The 16,090-nt window shown below is 46.5% G+C and carries 17 protein-coding genes and 1 other annotated feature (1 of these 18 only partly in view); of the genes, 16 read left to right on the forward strand and 1 reads right to left on the reverse strand.

Annotated features, from left to right (window positions below; translation table 11 throughout):
- Positions 1–142, forward strand: a binding site (T-box leader) (it extends 66 nt beyond the left edge of the window).
- An 80-nt stretch (positions 143–222) separates the two neighbouring features.
- From alaS to BZ167_RS16750, 12 genes are all read left to right on the forward strand, one after another.
- Entirely contained in the window at positions 223–2,859 is a 2,637-nt protein-coding gene (gene alaS / locus BZ167_RS16695) for an alanine--tRNA ligase (protein WP_077392151.1), read from the forward strand.
- 84 nt (positions 2,860–2,943) lie between these two features.
- Positions 2,944–3,210: an IreB family regulatory phosphoprotein gene (locus tag BZ167_RS16700; RefSeq protein ID WP_003152749.1), complete on the forward strand. Its 267-nt coding sequence runs from the start codon at positions 2,944–2,946 to the stop codon at positions 3,208–3,210.
- A gap of 8 nt (positions 3,211–3,218) precedes the next feature.
- Positions 3,219–3,635 (forward strand): Holliday junction resolvase RuvX, encoded by a 417-nt coding sequence (ruvX, locus tag BZ167_RS16705; protein ID WP_003152750.1) that lies wholly within the window; start codon positions 3,219–3,221, stop codon positions 3,633–3,635.
- Between the two features lie 12 nt (positions 3,636–3,647).
- On the forward strand, positions 3,648–3,929 hold the full coding sequence (locus BZ167_RS16710; RefSeq protein WP_003152751.1) for a DUF1292 domain-containing protein: 282 nt from the start codon (positions 3,648–3,650) through the stop codon (positions 3,927–3,929).
- A 110-nt stretch (positions 3,930–4,039) separates the two neighbouring features.
- Complete coding sequence (mltG, locus tag BZ167_RS16715) at positions 4,040–5,131, forward strand: endolytic transglycosylase MltG (protein WP_053573165.1); 1,092 nt, start codon at positions 4,040–4,042, stop codon at positions 5,129–5,131.
- Between the two features lie 151 nt (positions 5,132–5,282).
- The gene (locus BZ167_RS16720) at positions 5,283–5,936 is read left to right on the forward strand and encodes an O-methyltransferase (protein WP_015387906.1); all 654 of its coding nucleotides are present in this window, start codon (positions 5,283–5,285) and stop codon (positions 5,934–5,936) included.
- A 6-nt stretch (positions 5,937–5,942) separates the two neighbouring features.
- On the forward strand, positions 5,943–6,872 hold the full coding sequence (locus BZ167_RS16725; protein WP_007408214.1) for a peptidase U32 family protein: 930 nt from the start codon (positions 5,943–5,945) through the stop codon (positions 6,870–6,872).
- 17 nt (positions 6,873–6,889) lie between these two features.
- Positions 6,890–8,158 (forward strand): peptidase U32 family protein, encoded by a 1,269-nt coding sequence (locus BZ167_RS16730; RefSeq protein WP_015417896.1) that lies wholly within the window; start codon positions 6,890–6,892, stop codon positions 8,156–8,158.
- 6 nt (positions 8,159–8,164) lie between these two features.
- Positions 8,165–8,800: a uridine kinase gene (gene udk, locus BZ167_RS16735; RefSeq protein WP_003152763.1), complete on the forward strand. Its 636-nt coding sequence runs from the start codon at positions 8,165–8,167 to the stop codon at positions 8,798–8,800.
- Between the two features lie 253 nt (positions 8,801–9,053).
- Positions 9,054–9,527, forward strand: coding sequence for a transcription elongation factor GreA (greA, locus tag BZ167_RS16740; RefSeq protein ID WP_003152766.1), 474 nt, complete (start codon positions 9,054–9,056; stop codon positions 9,525–9,527).
- A gap of 52 nt (positions 9,528–9,579) precedes the next feature.
- A complete protein-coding gene (locus BZ167_RS16745) occupies positions 9,580–11,334 on the forward strand; it encodes a peptidoglycan D,D-transpeptidase FtsI family protein (protein ID WP_077392152.1) in 1,755 nt (584 codons plus the stop codon).
- Between the two features lie 63 nt (positions 11,335–11,397).
- Entirely contained in the window at positions 11,398–12,114 is a 717-nt protein-coding gene (locus BZ167_RS16750) for a YrrS family protein (protein ID WP_014305483.1), read from the forward strand.
- 39 nt (positions 12,115–12,153) lie between these two features.
- On the opposite strand, the gene BZ167_RS16755 is transcribed toward BZ167_RS16750, so the two are convergent.
- Complete coding sequence (locus tag BZ167_RS16755) at positions 12,154–12,357, reverse strand: YrzA family protein (protein WP_003152771.1); 204 nt, start codon at positions 12,355–12,357, stop codon at positions 12,154–12,156.
- 183 nt (positions 12,358–12,540) lie between these two features.
- Here BZ167_RS16755 and BZ167_RS16760 point away from each other — a divergent pair, with 183 nt between their 5' ends.
- Genes BZ167_RS16760 through BZ167_RS16775 form a run of 4 tightly spaced genes read left to right on the forward strand, consistent with a single transcriptional unit; the run spans position 12,541 to position 16,013 of the window.
- On the forward strand, positions 12,541–13,182 hold the full coding sequence (locus BZ167_RS16760) for a class I SAM-dependent methyltransferase (RefSeq protein ID WP_012118064.1): 642 nt from the start codon (positions 12,541–12,543) through the stop codon (positions 13,180–13,182).
- A gap of 20 nt (positions 13,183–13,202) precedes the next feature.
- Entirely contained in the window at positions 13,203–13,898 is a 696-nt protein-coding gene (gene mtnN, locus BZ167_RS16765) for a 5'-methylthioadenosine/S-adenosylhomocysteine nucleosidase (RefSeq protein WP_003152774.1), read from the forward strand.
- Between the two features lie 47 nt (positions 13,899–13,945).
- The gene (locus tag BZ167_RS16770; RefSeq protein ID WP_007408220.1) at positions 13,946–14,869 is read left to right on the forward strand and encodes an O-acetylserine dependent cystathionine beta-synthase; all 924 of its coding nucleotides are present in this window, start codon (positions 13,946–13,948) and stop codon (positions 14,867–14,869) included.
- 1 nt (position 14,870) lies between these two features.
- A complete protein-coding gene (locus BZ167_RS16775; protein ID WP_015417894.1) occupies positions 14,871–16,013 on the forward strand; it encodes a bifunctional cystathionine gamma-lyase/homocysteine desulfhydrase in 1,143 nt (380 codons plus the stop codon).
- Positions 16,014–16,090 lie beyond the last annotated feature (77 nt).

Consider the following 16,090-nt stretch of genomic DNA (forward strand, 5'->3'; position numbering starts at 1 on the left):
AGGAGCTTCAGCAGAAGATCGGCCGAAGCTAATCCTGAGTGCAGTTAAAGGCTGCCGCAGTCCTGCGTTACGGGATGAAAGGTGACAGGCCTTTTTCGGCCTGTAATCAGGGTGGTACCGCGAGACAGCTCTCGTCCCTGTGTGAACGCATGGTTTGCATAGGGAGAGAGCTTTTTTGCTGTCGCAAAAGAGAATTTCGGGTAGTGATAAGGAGGAATATAGATGAAACACTTAACTTCTGCTGAAGTGCGTCAAATGTTTTTAGATTTCTTTAAAGAAAAAGGCCATGCCGTTGAACCGAGCGCCTCATTGGTTCCGCATGAAGATCCGTCTTTATTATGGATCAACAGCGGCGTTGCGACGCTGAAAAAATACTTTGACGGCCGCGTTGTGCCGGAGAATCCGAGAATTGTAAACGCGCAAAAATCAATCCGAACAAATGATATTGAAAATGTGGGGAAAACGGCGCGCCACCACACGTTCTTTGAGATGCTCGGAAACTTTTCCATCGGTGATTATTTTAAAGAAGAAGCGATCACGTGGGCATGGGAGTTTTTAACGAGCGAAAAGTGGATCGGCTTTGATCCGGAGCTGCTGTCTGTAACGGTTCACCCTGAGGATGAAGAAGCTTATACGCTATGGGCGGAAAAAATCGGCGTTCCGGAAGAAAGAATCATCCGTCTGGAAGGGAACTTCTGGGATATCGGCGAAGGCCCGAGCGGACCGAATACGGAAATTTTCTATGACCGCGGCGAGAAATACGGCAATGACCCGTCAGATTCTGAATTGTATCCGGGCGGCGAAAATGATCGTTATCTTGAAGTATGGAACCTGGTATTCTCAGAGTTCAACCACAACCCGGACGGCACGTACACACCGCTTCCGAAGAAAAACATTGATACGGGCATGGGGCTTGAACGGATGGTCTCCGTGATTCAGGATGTCCCGACAAACTTTGACACTGATTTGTTTATGCCGATTATTGAAGCAACAGAGCGCATTTCCGGAGATGCTTACGGAAAGGATGCAGTGAAGGATACGGCCTTTAAAGTGATCGCCGATCATATCAGAACGGTCGCATTTGCGGTAAGCGACGGGGCGCTGCCTTCGAACGAAGGGCGCGGGTATGTACTGAGACGCCTCTTGCGCCGGGCAGTGCGATACGCGAAAACCATCGGTATCAGCCGTCCGTTTATGTACGAACTGGTACCGACTGTTGCAGGAATTATGGACGCTTTCTATCCGGAGGTGAAAGAAAAGCAAGAGTTTATCGCCAAAGTCATCAAAACGGAGGAAGAGCGCTTCCACGAAACATTAAACGAAGGTCTGGCCATTTTATCCGACGTGATAAAGAAAGAGAAGGAAAAAGGCAGCGGCATCATCTCCGGAAAAGACGTATTCAAACTGTACGATACGTACGGATTCCCGGTTGAATTGACGGAGGAATACGCGGAAGATGAGCAAATGACGGTTGACCATAAAGGCTTTGAAGCCGAAATGGAAAAACAGCGTGAACGGGCGAGAAATGCGCGCCAAGATGTAGGAAGCATGCAGGTTCAGGGCGGCGCATTGCGCGACATTACCGCAGAAAGCACATTTGTCGGCTACAGTGCCGTAAAAGCTGAAGCGAAGGTGATCGAGCTTCTTCATGACGGGCAATTAATCAGTGAGGCGCATGAAGGGGATACCGTCCAAATTCTTCTTGACAAAACGCCTTTCTATGCTGAAAGCGGCGGACAGATCGGTGACAGAGGAGTGCTGAGAAGCGAGCAGGCTGTCGTAACCATTAAAGACGTGAAAAAAGCTCCGAACGGTCAGCATGTACACGAAGGCACGGTGGCTAGCGGCACGATTCAAAAAGGCGCAAGCGTGACGGCTGAAGTTGAAGATCAAATGAGAAGCGGCGTGGTGAAAAACCATACGGCTACCCACCTTCTGCACCAGGCGCTGAAAGACGTTCTCGGCACACATGTCAACCAAGCGGGTTCACTCGTTACCGAAAACCGTCTGCGTTTTGACTTCTCTCATTTCGGTCAAGTGACGAAAGAAGAACTTGAACGCATTGAAGGAATCGTCAACGAAAAAATCTGGGAGAGCATTCCGGTAGCGATTGATTTGAAACCGATCAATGAAGCGAAAGAAATGGGCGCGATGGCCCTGTTCGGCGAGAAATACGGCGATATCGTCCGCGTCGTACAAGTCGGAGATTACAGCCTTGAGCTTTGCGGCGGATGCCATGTCACGAATACGGCTGAAATCGGCCTGTTTAAAATCGTATCCGAATCAGGGATCGGCGCAGGGACGCGAAGAATTGAAGCCGTAACAGGAAAAGGCGCTTATCAGGAAATGAACAGCCAGCTCAGCCTTCTGCAGCACGCTGCGGACGAGCTGAAATCAAACGTAAAAGACGTACCGAAGCGAATTCAGTCTCTTCAAGCGGAGCTGAAGGAAGCGCAAAGAGAAAATGAATCATTGCTCAGCAAACTCGGCAATGTGGAAGCCGGAGCCATTCTGTCTAAAGTAAAAGACATCGGCGGCGTAAAAGTGCTGGCTGAAAAAGTAAATGCGAAAGACATGAACCACCTTCGCACTATGGTGGATGATCTGAAAGCGAAGCTCGGTTCTGCGGTCATCATTCTCGGCGCCGCGCAAAATGAGAAAGTCAACCTTTCAGCAGGCGTGACGAAAGACCTGATTGAAAAAGGTCTTCATGCCGGCAAAATGGTCAAACAAGCGGCTGAAGTCTGCGGAGGCGGAGGCGGAGGCCGTCCGGACATGGCGCAGGCCGGCGGAAAGCAGCCTGAAAAATTGGAAGAGGCGCTCGCATCTGCGGAAGATTGGATAAAATCCGTTTTATAATCCTTTCAACTAGTGTAGAATGATGATAAGATGAGGACCTCAGGCTGAACTTTGCCTGCGAATTTGGGAAAGAGGTGCAAAACGGTGAGCTCGTTTGATAAAACGATGAAATTTAATTTCTCCGATGATTCTGCTGAAACAAACGTCGAAGAAGTGCTGATTACGGTATATGATGCGCTTCAGGAAAAGGGGTACAATCCTATCAACCAGATTGTCGGATACTTGCTGTCTGGAGATCCTGCATACATTCCTAGGCATCGCGACGCCCGGAACTTAATTCGCAAACTGGAACGTGACGAATTAATCGAGGAATTGGTAAAATCCTATCTAGAACAGCATAAAGAGGCGTAAATACATTCATGAGAATATTGGGACTTGATCTTGGAACGAAAACACTCGGCGTAGCTTTAAGCGATGAAATGGGCTGGACCGCTCAAGGCATTGAGACGATAAAAATAAACGAGGCTGAAGGAGATTACGGTCTGGACCGTTTATCCGAGCTGATGAAAGACTATAATGTAGAGAAGATCGTGCTCGGTTTTCCGAAAAACATGAACGGGACGATCGGTCCGAGAGGCGAAGCCAGCCAAACATTTGCGAAACTGCTTGAAACAGCGTACAATGTCCCTGTTGTGCTGTGGGACGAGCGTCTGACGACGATGGCGGCTGAAAAAATGCTGATCGCGGCTGACGTCAGCAGGCAAAAACGAAAAAAAGTCATTGATAAAATGGCGGCTGTCATGATCCTTCAAGGATATCTGGACAGTTTAAACTAAGAGGTGAAAAAAATGGAACACGGCGAAAAACACATTACAATTGTCGATGATCAAGGCAACGAACAGCTTTGCGAAGTGCTGTTCACATTTGAAAACGACACATTCAACAAATCTTACGTACTTTATTATCCGATTGATGCTCAAGACGATGATGAAATCGAAATTCACGCTTCAAGCTTCGAACCGAACGAAAACGGTGAAGACGGCGAATTGATGCCGATTGAAACCGATGAAGAGTGGGAAATGATCGAAGAAACGCTGAACACGTTTTTAGCGGAAGAAGACGAAGAATAAAATGAACGGAAAAAGCCGGAGCGCATATGCGCTTCGGCTTTTTTTTGTAATAAATTGCCGAATGCACATGAATCATGTAGTATAAGAGCTGTTGGGAGGAAAATACTTGTATGAATATCAATCAGACTAAACATTCATTTCCGCGTAAAAACAAAAAAACGACGATAATACTGTCCTCCGTGATCGCTCTGCTTATCATCATTTGCGGTGCTTTTTTCTATGGAAAATCTCTGCTGTCTCCGGTTGACAAAGGCAGCAAAACGGCAGTCAATATTAATATTCCGAGCGGTTCTTCCGTTTCGGCAATCGCTGAAATTCTTGAGGATCAGCATGTCATCAAAAGCAAAAAAGCATTTCAGCTGTATGTGAAGTATAAAGGCGCTTCCGGGTTTCAGGCGGGATTTTACCACCTGAATAAAGGAATGGATGCGGATGCGATTATCAAAAAACTGACCGCGGGATCAACGGGATATGCTTTTCAGATCTCCGTTCCTGAAGGAAAACAGCTTACGCAGATTGCAGAGGCGATCGCAAAAGAAACATCATATTCTAAAGAAGAGATCATGGCGAAACTGGATGACAAAACATTCATCGGCAAACTGAAGAAACAGTTTCCTGATACGATAACGGACGCGCTTTCAAACAAGAAGCTCAAGCATCCGCTAGAAGGCTATCTGTATCCGGCCACATATCCGTTTAATGATCCGGATGCATCGCTTGACACGATTTTGACGGCAATGGTTCAGGAAACAAACGCCCGTATCGAAACGTATAAATCTGAACTGGAAAAAAAGAAACTTTCCGTTCATAACGCGCTGACAATGGCATCGCTAATTGAAGAAGAAGCCACCGCCAAAGCTGACCGTCACAAAATCGCCAGCGTTTTTTACAACAGGCTCGAAGAAAAAATGCCGCTGCAGACTGACCCGACGGTATTATATGCGGCCGGTAAGCATAAAAGCCGGGTCTACTACAAAGACCTGAAAATTGATTCTCCGTTTAATACGTATAAACATAAGGGGCTGCCGCCGGGACCGATTGCAAATGCCGGTGATTCATCATGGGAAGCGGCTCTCCGCCCTGACAAAACGGATTATCTCTATTTCCTTGCAAAATCAAACGGCGAGGTTGTTTTCACCAAAACATTAAAAGACCATAATAAAGCGAAGGAAAAGTATATTTCCAAAAAAGACAGCGAATAAAAGGAGGGCAAAAGCTCTCCTTTTATTCCATTCTGAAAGGTTTTATGATAAAATATATCGGGTTGTTTACTTATGGATAAAGAAGTGTCTTAAGAGAGTGTCCCCGCGGATTCGTCAGGGGCACTCCTTTTTAGAACGGAGGCTGTTTGCCGTGAATGATCGGTATGAACAAATAAACGAGTATATAAACGCGATGCTGAAGCCTCGGCCTGATAAAGTGAAAAAGCTTGAAGCCTATGCAAAAGAGCACCATGTTCCGATTATGGAAGAAGCGGGCATTGAAGTGCTGCTTCAAATGCTGTCGATTCAACAGGCGAAAAACATTTTGGAAATCGGCGCGGCAATCGGATATTCCGCCATACGGATGGCGCTTGAGCTTCCGGGTGCGAATATTTACACGATTGAACGGGACGACAAACGCTATGAAGAAGCTGTGAACAATATAAAAGACTTTGAAATGGAAAACCGGATTCACGTAATGCACGGGGATGCGCTGGAACTTTCTGAGTCTGTCCGTGTCACGGCTCCTTATGATGCCATTTTTATCGACGCGGCCAAAGGCCAGTACACGAACTTTTTTGAGCTCTATGAACCGATGCTTGCGCCGGATGGAGTCATTTTTACGGACAATGTTCTGTTTAAAGGGCTGGTGGCGCAAAATCACTCGGACATTGAGCCGAAAAGAAGACGGAAGCTTGTTGAAAAAATTGATCAATATAACCAATGGCTGATGAACCGGCCTGACTATCAAACGGTCATACTGCCGGTCGGAGACGGCATCGCCATCAGTAAAAAGAAGAGGTGAATGATCATGAAAAAACCTGAACTTTTGGTGACTCCGACTTCTGTACAGGATATTCTTCCGCTCATTCAAGCGGGCGCAACGGCCCTGTTAGTCGGAGAACAGAGATACGGCCTGAGACTGGCCGGTGAATTTTCAAGAGAAGATATAAAAGAAGCCGTAAAGACAGCTCATCAGGAAGGCGCGAAAGTGTACGCCGCCGTCAATGCTATTTTTCACAACGAAAAAGTGGACGAGCTGAACGGCTATCTTGCCTTTTTGCAGGAGGCCGGCGTTGATGCGGCTGTTTTCGGTGATCCGGCCGTTTTAATGGCGGCGCGTGAAGCGGCTCCCGAGCTTAAACTGCACTGGAGCACGGAAACAACGGGAACCAACTACTACTCCTGCAATTACTGGGGACGCAAAGGCGCACGGCGGGCAGTGCTGGCTAAGGAATTAAATATGGACAGCATCATTGACATAAAAGAAAACGCCGAAGTGGAAATTGAAATTCAAATCCACGGCATGACGTGCATGTTCCAATCGAAGCGTTCTTTAGTGGGCCATTACTTTGAATACCAGGGTAAAGTCATGGACATCGAACAGAAGAAAAAAGAAGCGGGGATGTTTCTGCATGACAAAGAACGGGGCAATAAATACCCGATTTTTGAAGATGAAAACGGCACGCACATCATGAGCCCGAACGATGTGTGCATGATTGATGAATTAGAGGACCTGATGGACGCCGGCATCGATTCTTTCAAAATCGACGGAGTTTTGAAGTCTCCTGAATACTTAACTGAAGTGACCCGCATGTACAGAGAAGCAATCGATCTGTGCTTCGAAAGCCGGGAGACATACGAAGAGAAAAAAGAGAGCTGGATAGAGCGGATTGAAAGCATTCAGCCTGTGAACAGAAGCATCGACACAGGATTCTTCTTTAAAGAAACGGTCTATTAAAAAGGAGGGTGCAACGGATGACAGCCGTAAATCAAACCATTTCCAAAGTCGTAAACGGAAAACGCGTCATTACGAAAAAACCTGAACTCCTTGCTCCGGCAGGAAACCTTGAAAAATTAAAAATTGCCGTTCATTACGGAGCGGACGCGGTTTTTATCGGAGGACAGGAATACGGACTCCGCTCAAATGCGGATAACTTCTCAATAGAAGAAATCGCAGAGGGCGTAGAATTTGCTGAAAAATACGGGGCAAAAATATATGTGACAACAAACATTTTTGCCCATAATGAAAATATGGACGGTCTGGAAGAATACTTAAAAGCGTTGGGAGACGCAAAAGTTGCCGGAATTATCGTCGCTGATCCGCTGATTATTGAAACATGCCGGAGAGTGGCCCCGGACGTAGAAATTCACCTCAGTACACAGCAGTCCCTTTCCAACTGGAAAGCGGTGCAGTTCTGGAAAGAAGAAGGGCTTGACCGCGTGGTGCTTGCCCGTGAAACGAGCGGACTGGAAATTAAAGAAATGAAGGAAAAGGTGGATATTGAAATTGAAACCTTTATCCACGGCGCCATGTGTATCGCTTATTCAGGCCGATGCGTGCTGAGCAATCACATGACGGCCCGGGATTCCAACCGCGGCGGCTGCTGTCAGTCCTGCCGCTGGGATTATGACCTGTATCAGACAGACGGTGCAAACGCGGTCGCGCTCTATGACGAAGAAGACGCTCCGTTTGCGATGAGCCCGAAAGATTTAAAATTAATTGAATCCATTCCGCAAATGATCGAGATGGGCATCGACAGCCTGAAAATTGAAGGCCGGATGAAATCGATTCATTACGTTGCGACGGTTGTCAGCGTGTATCGCAAAGTCATCGACGCATACTGCGCTGATCCTGAAAACTTTGTCATTCAAAAAGAATGGCTGGATGAGCTGGACAAATGTGCAAACCGGGATACCGCGCCTGCTTTCTTTGAAGGCACGCCCGGGTATGAAGAGCAGATGTTCGGCGAACACGGAAAGAAAACAACATTTGATTTTGCCGGTCTCGTGCTCGCGTATAACGAGGAAACTCAAATGGTGACGCTCCAGCAGCGCAATTTCTTTAAACAAGGTGACGAAGTGGAATTTTTCGGTCCTGAAATCGACAATTTCACATTCACAATCGGCACTATTTGGGACGAAGACGGAAACGAGCTTGATGCTGCCCGCCATCCCCTGCAAATCGTTACATTTAAAGTAGACAAAAAGATTTATCCGAGCAACATGATGAGAAAGGGGAAGTAATCACCAATGGGTAAGAGTCCTGTAGTTATAGGCATCGCAGGAGGTTCCGGATCAGGAAAAACAAGCGTCACCCGTTCCATCTATGAACAGTTTAAAGGACACTCGATTTTAATGATCCAGCAAGACCTTTATTATAAAGACCAAAGCCATCTTCCGTTTGAAGAAAGGCTGAACACAAACTATGATCACCCGCTCGCATTTGATAATGACTATTTAATCGAGCATATTCAGGAGCTTTTGAATTACCGGCCGATAGAAAAGCCGATTTATGATTATAAACTGCATACGCGTTCTGAGGAAACCATTCCGGTTGAGCCGAAGGATGTCATTATTCTGGAAGGCATTCTCGTTCTCGAAGATAAAAGACTTCGCGACCTCATGGATATGAAACTTTATGTCGACACGGACGCGGATCTCCGTATCATCAGACGGATTATGAGAGATATTAACGAAAGAGGCCGTTCAATCGATTCTGTCATTGAGCAGTATGTGTCCGTCGTCAGACCGATGCACAATCAGTTTGTTGAACCGACGAAACGCTACGCGGACATCATTATTCCGGAAGGCGGACAAAACCACGTCGCAATTGATCTGATGGTCACGAAGATTCAAACGATCCTTGAACAAAATGCAATTTTGTAATACCATAGCATAGACATAAATAACTCAGACCATATTATGTATAGGCTGGAAGGGAATGAGACAGTTCCCTTCTTTCCCTGTTTATAAACCGAAACATTTGCAGAAAACACACATTCAGTTTAAGATAAACAGTACCTATATGGGAGAGAAGAACGAGGACTGCCCTGTGTTCTCATTCTTGATTTTTTCGTTTATGCTCTCATACATAATCACACGTTATTGTTGAGGGACAACCACCAAGGAGTGAAGGAACATGGCACAAGAAAAAGTTTTTCCGATGACTCACGAAGGAAAACAAAAACTAGAACAAGAATTAGAGCAATTGAAAACGGTTAAACGTAAAGAAGTAGTAGAACGAATTAAAATCGCAAGAAGCTTCGGAGATCTGTCAGAGAACTCTGAGTATGATTCTGCAAAAGAAGAACAGGCATTTGTGGAAGGGCGCATCACGACGCTTGAAAACATGATCCGCAATGCGAAAATCATCGAGGACGACGGCGGTTCAAATGTAGTCGGTTTAGGAAAAACCGTATCATTCATCGAATTGCCGGACGGTGAAGAAGAATCTTACACGATTGTCGGAAGCGCTGAAGCTGATCCGTTTGAAGGGAAAATATCAAACGACTCGCCAATCGCCAAAAGCCTGCTCGGCAGAAAAGTGGACGAAGAAGTGACAGTTCAGACGCCGGGCGGAGAAATGCTCGTGAAAATTGTGAAAATTTCATAAGATCCGTTTAACAATGAAACACCTCGTCCAAAATGTGGATGAGGTGTTTTTTATGATCGTATCAAAAAGGCTGAAAACGGCCGTGATTTGTTTTCTGCTTGTGTTTTTCTTTCTGCTTGCGAGGCTGGCTGAAATTCAGCTGTTTTTTACAGAATCTTTTTCAAAATCCAATATTAATCTGATTCAGGAAAGCGTCAAGCAGCGGACGGAAGAAGTCCTTATTTCAGATGGACGCGGCTCTTTTCTTGATCGGAACGGCAAAGAACTGACCGGAAAAAAGCAGCCTGCCGTCATACTGTTTCCCTTTCTCGTGACGCAGGATTGGCCGGTTGACCGGGTATCAGACATTCTCGGAATGAAACAGGGGGAGCTCAGGCAGCTGCTCACGGAAGCGAAAAAACCGGTGGTCCTGAACAGCAGAAAAATAAAACATTTGACGAAACAATCCGTGTCAAATATCAATTCTTTGAAATATCCCGGCATTTACGGCGTATATATGAAAGACAGCAAGGAAACAAACATAGCCGCTCATCTGTTGGGCGCGACAAACCAGGACCCTGAGCTTTTGAAAAAGAAATACCCCGGCAGGAAGGAACTGCCGATCACGGCAAAGATCGGGACAAGCGGGATGGAGCGGACGTTTGATGAGTTTTTACTGGCGGATCAGGACACAAAACTTTTGTATCATGTCGACGGAAGGGGAAACCCTTTATTCGGAATGGACGTCAAATATACGGCTGAAGCAAACGCGTTTTATCCGCTGCAAGTCAAAACCTCCATCGACCGCAATATTCAAAAAGCAATGGAAGATGTATTGAAAGACCGCGGGTTAAAAAAGGGGGGAGCCGTCCTTTTAGACATTGAAAAAAGCAGTGTGCTCGGAATGGTATCAAAGCCTGACGCCGACATGTCAAAGCAGCAGACACTGCAAAATTACATGCTGACGCCGATTTATCCGGGATCAGTATTTAAAACGGTGATCGCCGCAGCCGCAATAGAACAAAACGAAGTGAAGCCGGGCACATCCTTTAACTGCAATCTCAACCTGTACGGAGAGCCGGGGGATGACAAAGGCACGCTCAGTTTTGGAGAAAGCTTTGCCCAAAGCTGCAATTATACGTTTACAAGCCTTGCGGAAAAATTGATCAAAAAAGATGATTCCGTTATTGAAAACATGGCGGGAAAACTTGGTCTCACCCAGCGGGCGGGCTGGGAAGGCAAGCTGTACCGGGAAGACGGATTCAGGCAGCTGTATAATGAAAAAAGCGGGGTCATTTGGGGAGATGACAAAGACAAAACCGTAAAAAAAGCCGTCGCACAGACGGCGATCGGGCAAAAAAACGTGAAAGTCACGCCTCTTGAAGTCGCCAATATGATGGCGGCGATCGCGCGCGGCGGTGAAAAAAAACAAGTCAAAATCGCGGACAAAATTGAATACAAAAACAAAACGACGATGGCGTCATTCAAAGATCAGCCGTTAAAAGGGGAAAACATCGACAAATATACGGCGCAGCAGCTTCAAAAAATTCTCAGAGAAGTCGTCACCTCACCGAAAGGAACCGGCCGAAGGTTTCAGGATCTGCCGTATGAGATAGCAGGCAAATCGGGAACGGCCCAGACAGGAATGTTCACAAAAGAAAAACAGACGCTTTACCACAAATGGTTTGCGGGATACTTTCCCGCGGACAAGCCGAAATATGCTCTCGTGGTGCTGCACATGGACACGCCGGGGGATAAGGCTCTGACAAATACAGTGTTTTATGATATTGTTAAAAAGGTACATGAAAATGAAATAAATCAGACATAGAACAACCGCTCAGCCCATGTTAAAATATATGCTGAGCAAGAGGGATAAAGGAGTGCAGAATGATTGAGCAATAAACAATCTCGTTTTGAAAACCGTGATAAGCGCAGAAAAGCAAATATGGTGCTTAACATTTTAATTGCTATCGTATCTATTCTTATTGTCGTCGTTGCCGTCAGCCTCTTCATCAACAGTCCGTCGAGCGACGTGAGCGAAAAAGCGGACACGAGCCAGAAGCAGGAAACACCTGCATCAGGCAAGACGAAGCAGACATCGGATGAAGACATAAAAGACAGCAAAAAAGATACGGCATCAGACGATGACAAAAAAGATAAACAGGATAAGGACACATCTGATTCATCTTCAGACTCTGACAGCAAAAAAGACGATGATTCATCGAAAAGTGATGACAGCAGCAAAAAAGACTCTGATTCAAGCGATCCTTTTAAAGGCGCAAAAATAACAGAGGGCGGCTCATCAAGCGATGTCGAGAAAACAATTGTTAACCCAAAATGGAAAGCGGTCGGCACAAAGCAGACGGGAGAACATGCGGCGACGTATGACTCAAGCTCTGAAGACTGGTCCGAAATGCTTGACGCCATCTCTTACGCAACAGGCGTGTCAAAAGATCATATGACAGTGCTGTGGCTCGGAAACAATGGAAGCCCGCAAGATGCGAAGGGTAAAGTTTTAGACAAAACGAACGGCAAAAAGTATCAGGTCACCATCACTTGGAAAGACAAAAAAGGCTGGAAGCCGACAAAAGTAGAAACCTTAAAATAACCGCAAAAAAGCAGCTGATTATTCAGCTGCTTTTTTTTGTCATACGTCAGCTGAAAAATGCACCGACGCGCTGTAAAGGATTCTGCCGTCAACGGCCGTCACCTGATGGGATACGGAACGGACGCGAAGCATAATCGCCTGGTTGTTTTCAATCTGAACGTTTATTTTCTTTTCAAGCTCCTGCAAAGATGCCGCTTCGAAAAATTCTACTTTATCTTTGATTAAATCCAATTGAAAATTCATCAGTACAGATCCTCCTGATTTTTCTTCTGAGTCAATGAAAGTATAAGCCTTTCTGCCGTAATTGCGCAATAATCCCAAAGTATTTTAGTACCCTTCCATTCTTTTTTGTGATAGGATAGGAACTGTTCCACGATTAATCCATACTATACACATAGGAATTATAAATTATGGAGAGTGAAAAATATGGGCCGTGAATTTATTCCTTTATTTGAAGATTGGGCAGCGACTTATGATGCCACAGTGCACGGGGCTGACAAACAATATGCCGCTGTTTTTAAAGGATATGACAACATTCTTGACAGCATTGTCGCACTTTCAGGTTCAAACGTTTTAGAGTTCGGACCGGGAACGGGGAATTTAACGGCGAAATTAGCCGCTGCGAACAAAAAGGTGTTTGGTGTAGAACCGTCTCCGTCAATGAGAAAACTGGCGGCTGACAAGCTTTCTGACAAAGCCGTGTTCAGTGACGGAGATTTTCTGGAGTTTCCCGCTCCGCCTTTTCAAATAGATACCATCGTCAGCTCGTACGCCTTTCATCATTTAACCGATGAAGAAAAGCGAACGGCTGTAAAGCAGTATGGCGCAATCCTTCAGAAGCATGATAAAATAGTGTTTGCCGATACCGTCTTTAAAGATCATGAAGCTTATGATGAAGCCATTAAAAAAGCAATCCGAAACGGCTATCATCAATTAGCGGATGATTTAAAGACGGAACATTATCCGACACTCGGGACAATGAAAAACATCTTTTCAGAAGAGGGATTTGCCGCGCGGTTTACGCAGCAAAATGACTTTGTCTGGATAATGGAGGCGATTAAACGGTAAATCGAAGGGATTGTGTATAAATGAAACTGGCAGTCATCGGAGCAATGGAAGAGGAAGTTACGATTTTAAGAAGCAAACTGAAAGACGCAAAACAAGAGATGATCGCTCACTGTGAGTTTACAACTGGCAGCTATGAAGGCGTCGAAGTCATCTTGCTGAAATCAGGTATCGGGAAAGTCAACGCGGCGATCAGCACGACGCTTCTGCTTGACCGTTTCAAACCTGATTATGTGATTAACACAGGCTCAGCGGGCGGTTTTCATCATACATTGAATGTAGGCGACGTCGTCATCTCAACAGATGTCCGCCATCATGACGTGGATGTGACGGCGTTTGACTATGAATACGGACAGGTGCCGGGTCTTCCGGCAGCATACAAAGCTGATGAAAAGCTTATCAGTATTACTGAGGAAGCGGTTTCTGAACTGAACGGCATTCAAGTCGCCAAAGGCACAATCGCAACGGGAGATTCTTTTATGAATGATCCGAAGCGGGTTGAAGACGTACGCGCCAAATTTGCGGATTTGTACGCGGTTGAAATGGAAGCTGCGGCTGTCGCACAGGTGTGCCACCAGTTCAAAACGCCTTTTGTTGTCATCAGAGCTTTATCTGATATTGCCGGAAAAGAATCTGACGTTTCATTTGATAAATTTTTAGAACAGGCTGCCGTTCATTCAACTGAGCTTGTCCTGAATGTCATCAAACGAATTCACTAAGCGGGGGATTCTCGTTCTCCTCCGCTTTTCCAGGAGGAGGACATATATTGAACGTGATAACAGATATTACAGAACTGATCGGAAATACACCGCTGCTCCGTCTCAAGCATTTTGATCTACCGGAGGGAACAGCGGTTTATGCTAAGCTTGAGATGATGAATCCGGGCGGAAGCATTAAAGACAGGCTGGGCGGGATGCTCATTGAAGATGCGCTTCGCACGGGAAAGGTGAAACCGGGCGGCGTTATCATTGAGGCGACTGCCGGAAACACCGGGATCGGACTCGCTCTGTGCGCCAGAAAGCATCAGCTTCGCGCCGTTTTTTGCGTCCCGGAGCATTTCAGCAGAGAAAAGCAGCAAATTATGAAAGCTCTCGGAGCGGACATCGTGCATACGCCGAGAGAAGAAGGCATGCAGGGAGCCATCCGAAAAGCGCTTGAACTGGAGAGAGAGATTAATAATTCTTATGCCGTTCTGCAATTTAAAAACCGAGTAAATCCATTGACTTACTACAAAACGATCGGACCTGAAATATGGAACGCGCTCGGCGGGGATATCCACGCTTTTGTCGCAGGAGCGGGTTCCGGCGGCACCTTTGCCGGTACGGCAGCTTATTTAAAGGAGAAAAATCCTGCTGTCAAAACGGTGATCGTTGAACCGGAAGGCTCGATCCTGAATGGCGGAGAGCCGCATGCCCATAAAACGGAAGGCATCGGCATGGAGTTTATCCCGGATTATATGGATGAGAACCATTTTGACGCCATTTACACGGTGGAAGACGATACGGCGTTTTCGCTAGTCAGAGAAGCGGCCGAGAAAGAAGGCCTCTTAATCGGAAGCTCTTCAGGGGCGGCTCTTTATGCAGCGCTTGAAGAAGCGAAAAAAGCGCCCGCCGGATCAAATATCGTTACCATTTTCCCTGACGGTAGCGATCGATATATAAGCAAAAACATTTTTCAAGGAGGTCAGTAAGATGAAGAAAAAAACGCTGATGGTGCACGGAGGAATTACGGGAGATGAAAAAACAGGAGCGGTTTCCGTACCGATTTATCAAGTAAGCACGTACCAACAGCCGAAAGCGGGCGAGCACACGGGTTATGAATATTCAAGAACGGCCAATCCGACGCGGACGGCGCTTGAAAGCTTAATTGCGGAGCTTGAAGGCGGCGCGGCGGGATATGCGTTCGGCTCAGGCATGGCTGCGATTACTGCCGTCATGATGCTGTTTGACAGCGGCGATCATGTTATTTTGACGGATGATGTATACGGCGGAACTTACCGGGTGATGACAGGCGTGCTGAACCGCTTCGGCATTGAAGCGGACTTTGTCGATACGAGCAGTGAAGAAAAAGTCAAAAAGGCCATTCGCCCGAATACGAAAGCCATTTATATCGAAACACCGACAAACCCGCTATTAAAAGTGACTGACCTCAAACTGATGTCTGACATCGCAAAAGAAGCGGGTGTATTGCTTATCGTCGATAATACGTTTTACACGCCGTATTTCCAGCAGCCGCTCAGCTTCGGCGCGGACATCGTGCTTCACAGCGCGACAAAATATCTCGGCGGCCACAGCGATGTCGTCGGCGGCTTAGTCGTCACGGCTGATAAAGAACTGGGCGAAAAGCTTCATTATGTGCAAAACTCAACGGGCGGCGTTTTAGGACCGCAGGATTCATGGCTTTTGATGAGAGGCATTAAAACGCTGGGACTCAGAATGGATGCCATCAATCACAGCGCCGGAAAAATCGCCGGGCTGCTTGAAGCGCATGATGCCGTTCAGACGCTCTACTATCCCGGATCAGCGAAACACCCGGGCCATGAGCTGACAAAAGCACAAAGCTCCGGTTTCGGCGGAATGATTTCCTTTGATGTCGGCAGCAGCGAACGCGTCGACGCGTTTTTAGAAAAATTGAACCTGTTTACGATCGCGGAAAGTTTAGGAGCGGTTGAAAGCTTAATCTCCGTGCCGTCCAGAATGACGCACGCATCGATCCCGCGCGACCGCCGGCTTGCGCTTGGCATTACCGACGGGCTCGTGCGGATCTCGGTCGGTATTGAGGATACTGAGGATTTAACGGCGGATGTGAAACAGGCGCTTGATTCACTTTTATAAAGAATGGATAGATTTACATTCTCTGTCGGCTGTCAGCTTGTATTATAATGTTGGTAGACTATAAAACTGGCAGGTGA

The sequence above is a fragment of the Bacillus sp. 275 genome (assembly GCF_001999205.1).
Taxonomy (GTDB): Bacteria; Bacillota; Bacilli; order Bacillales; family Bacillaceae; genus Bacillus; species Bacillus velezensis.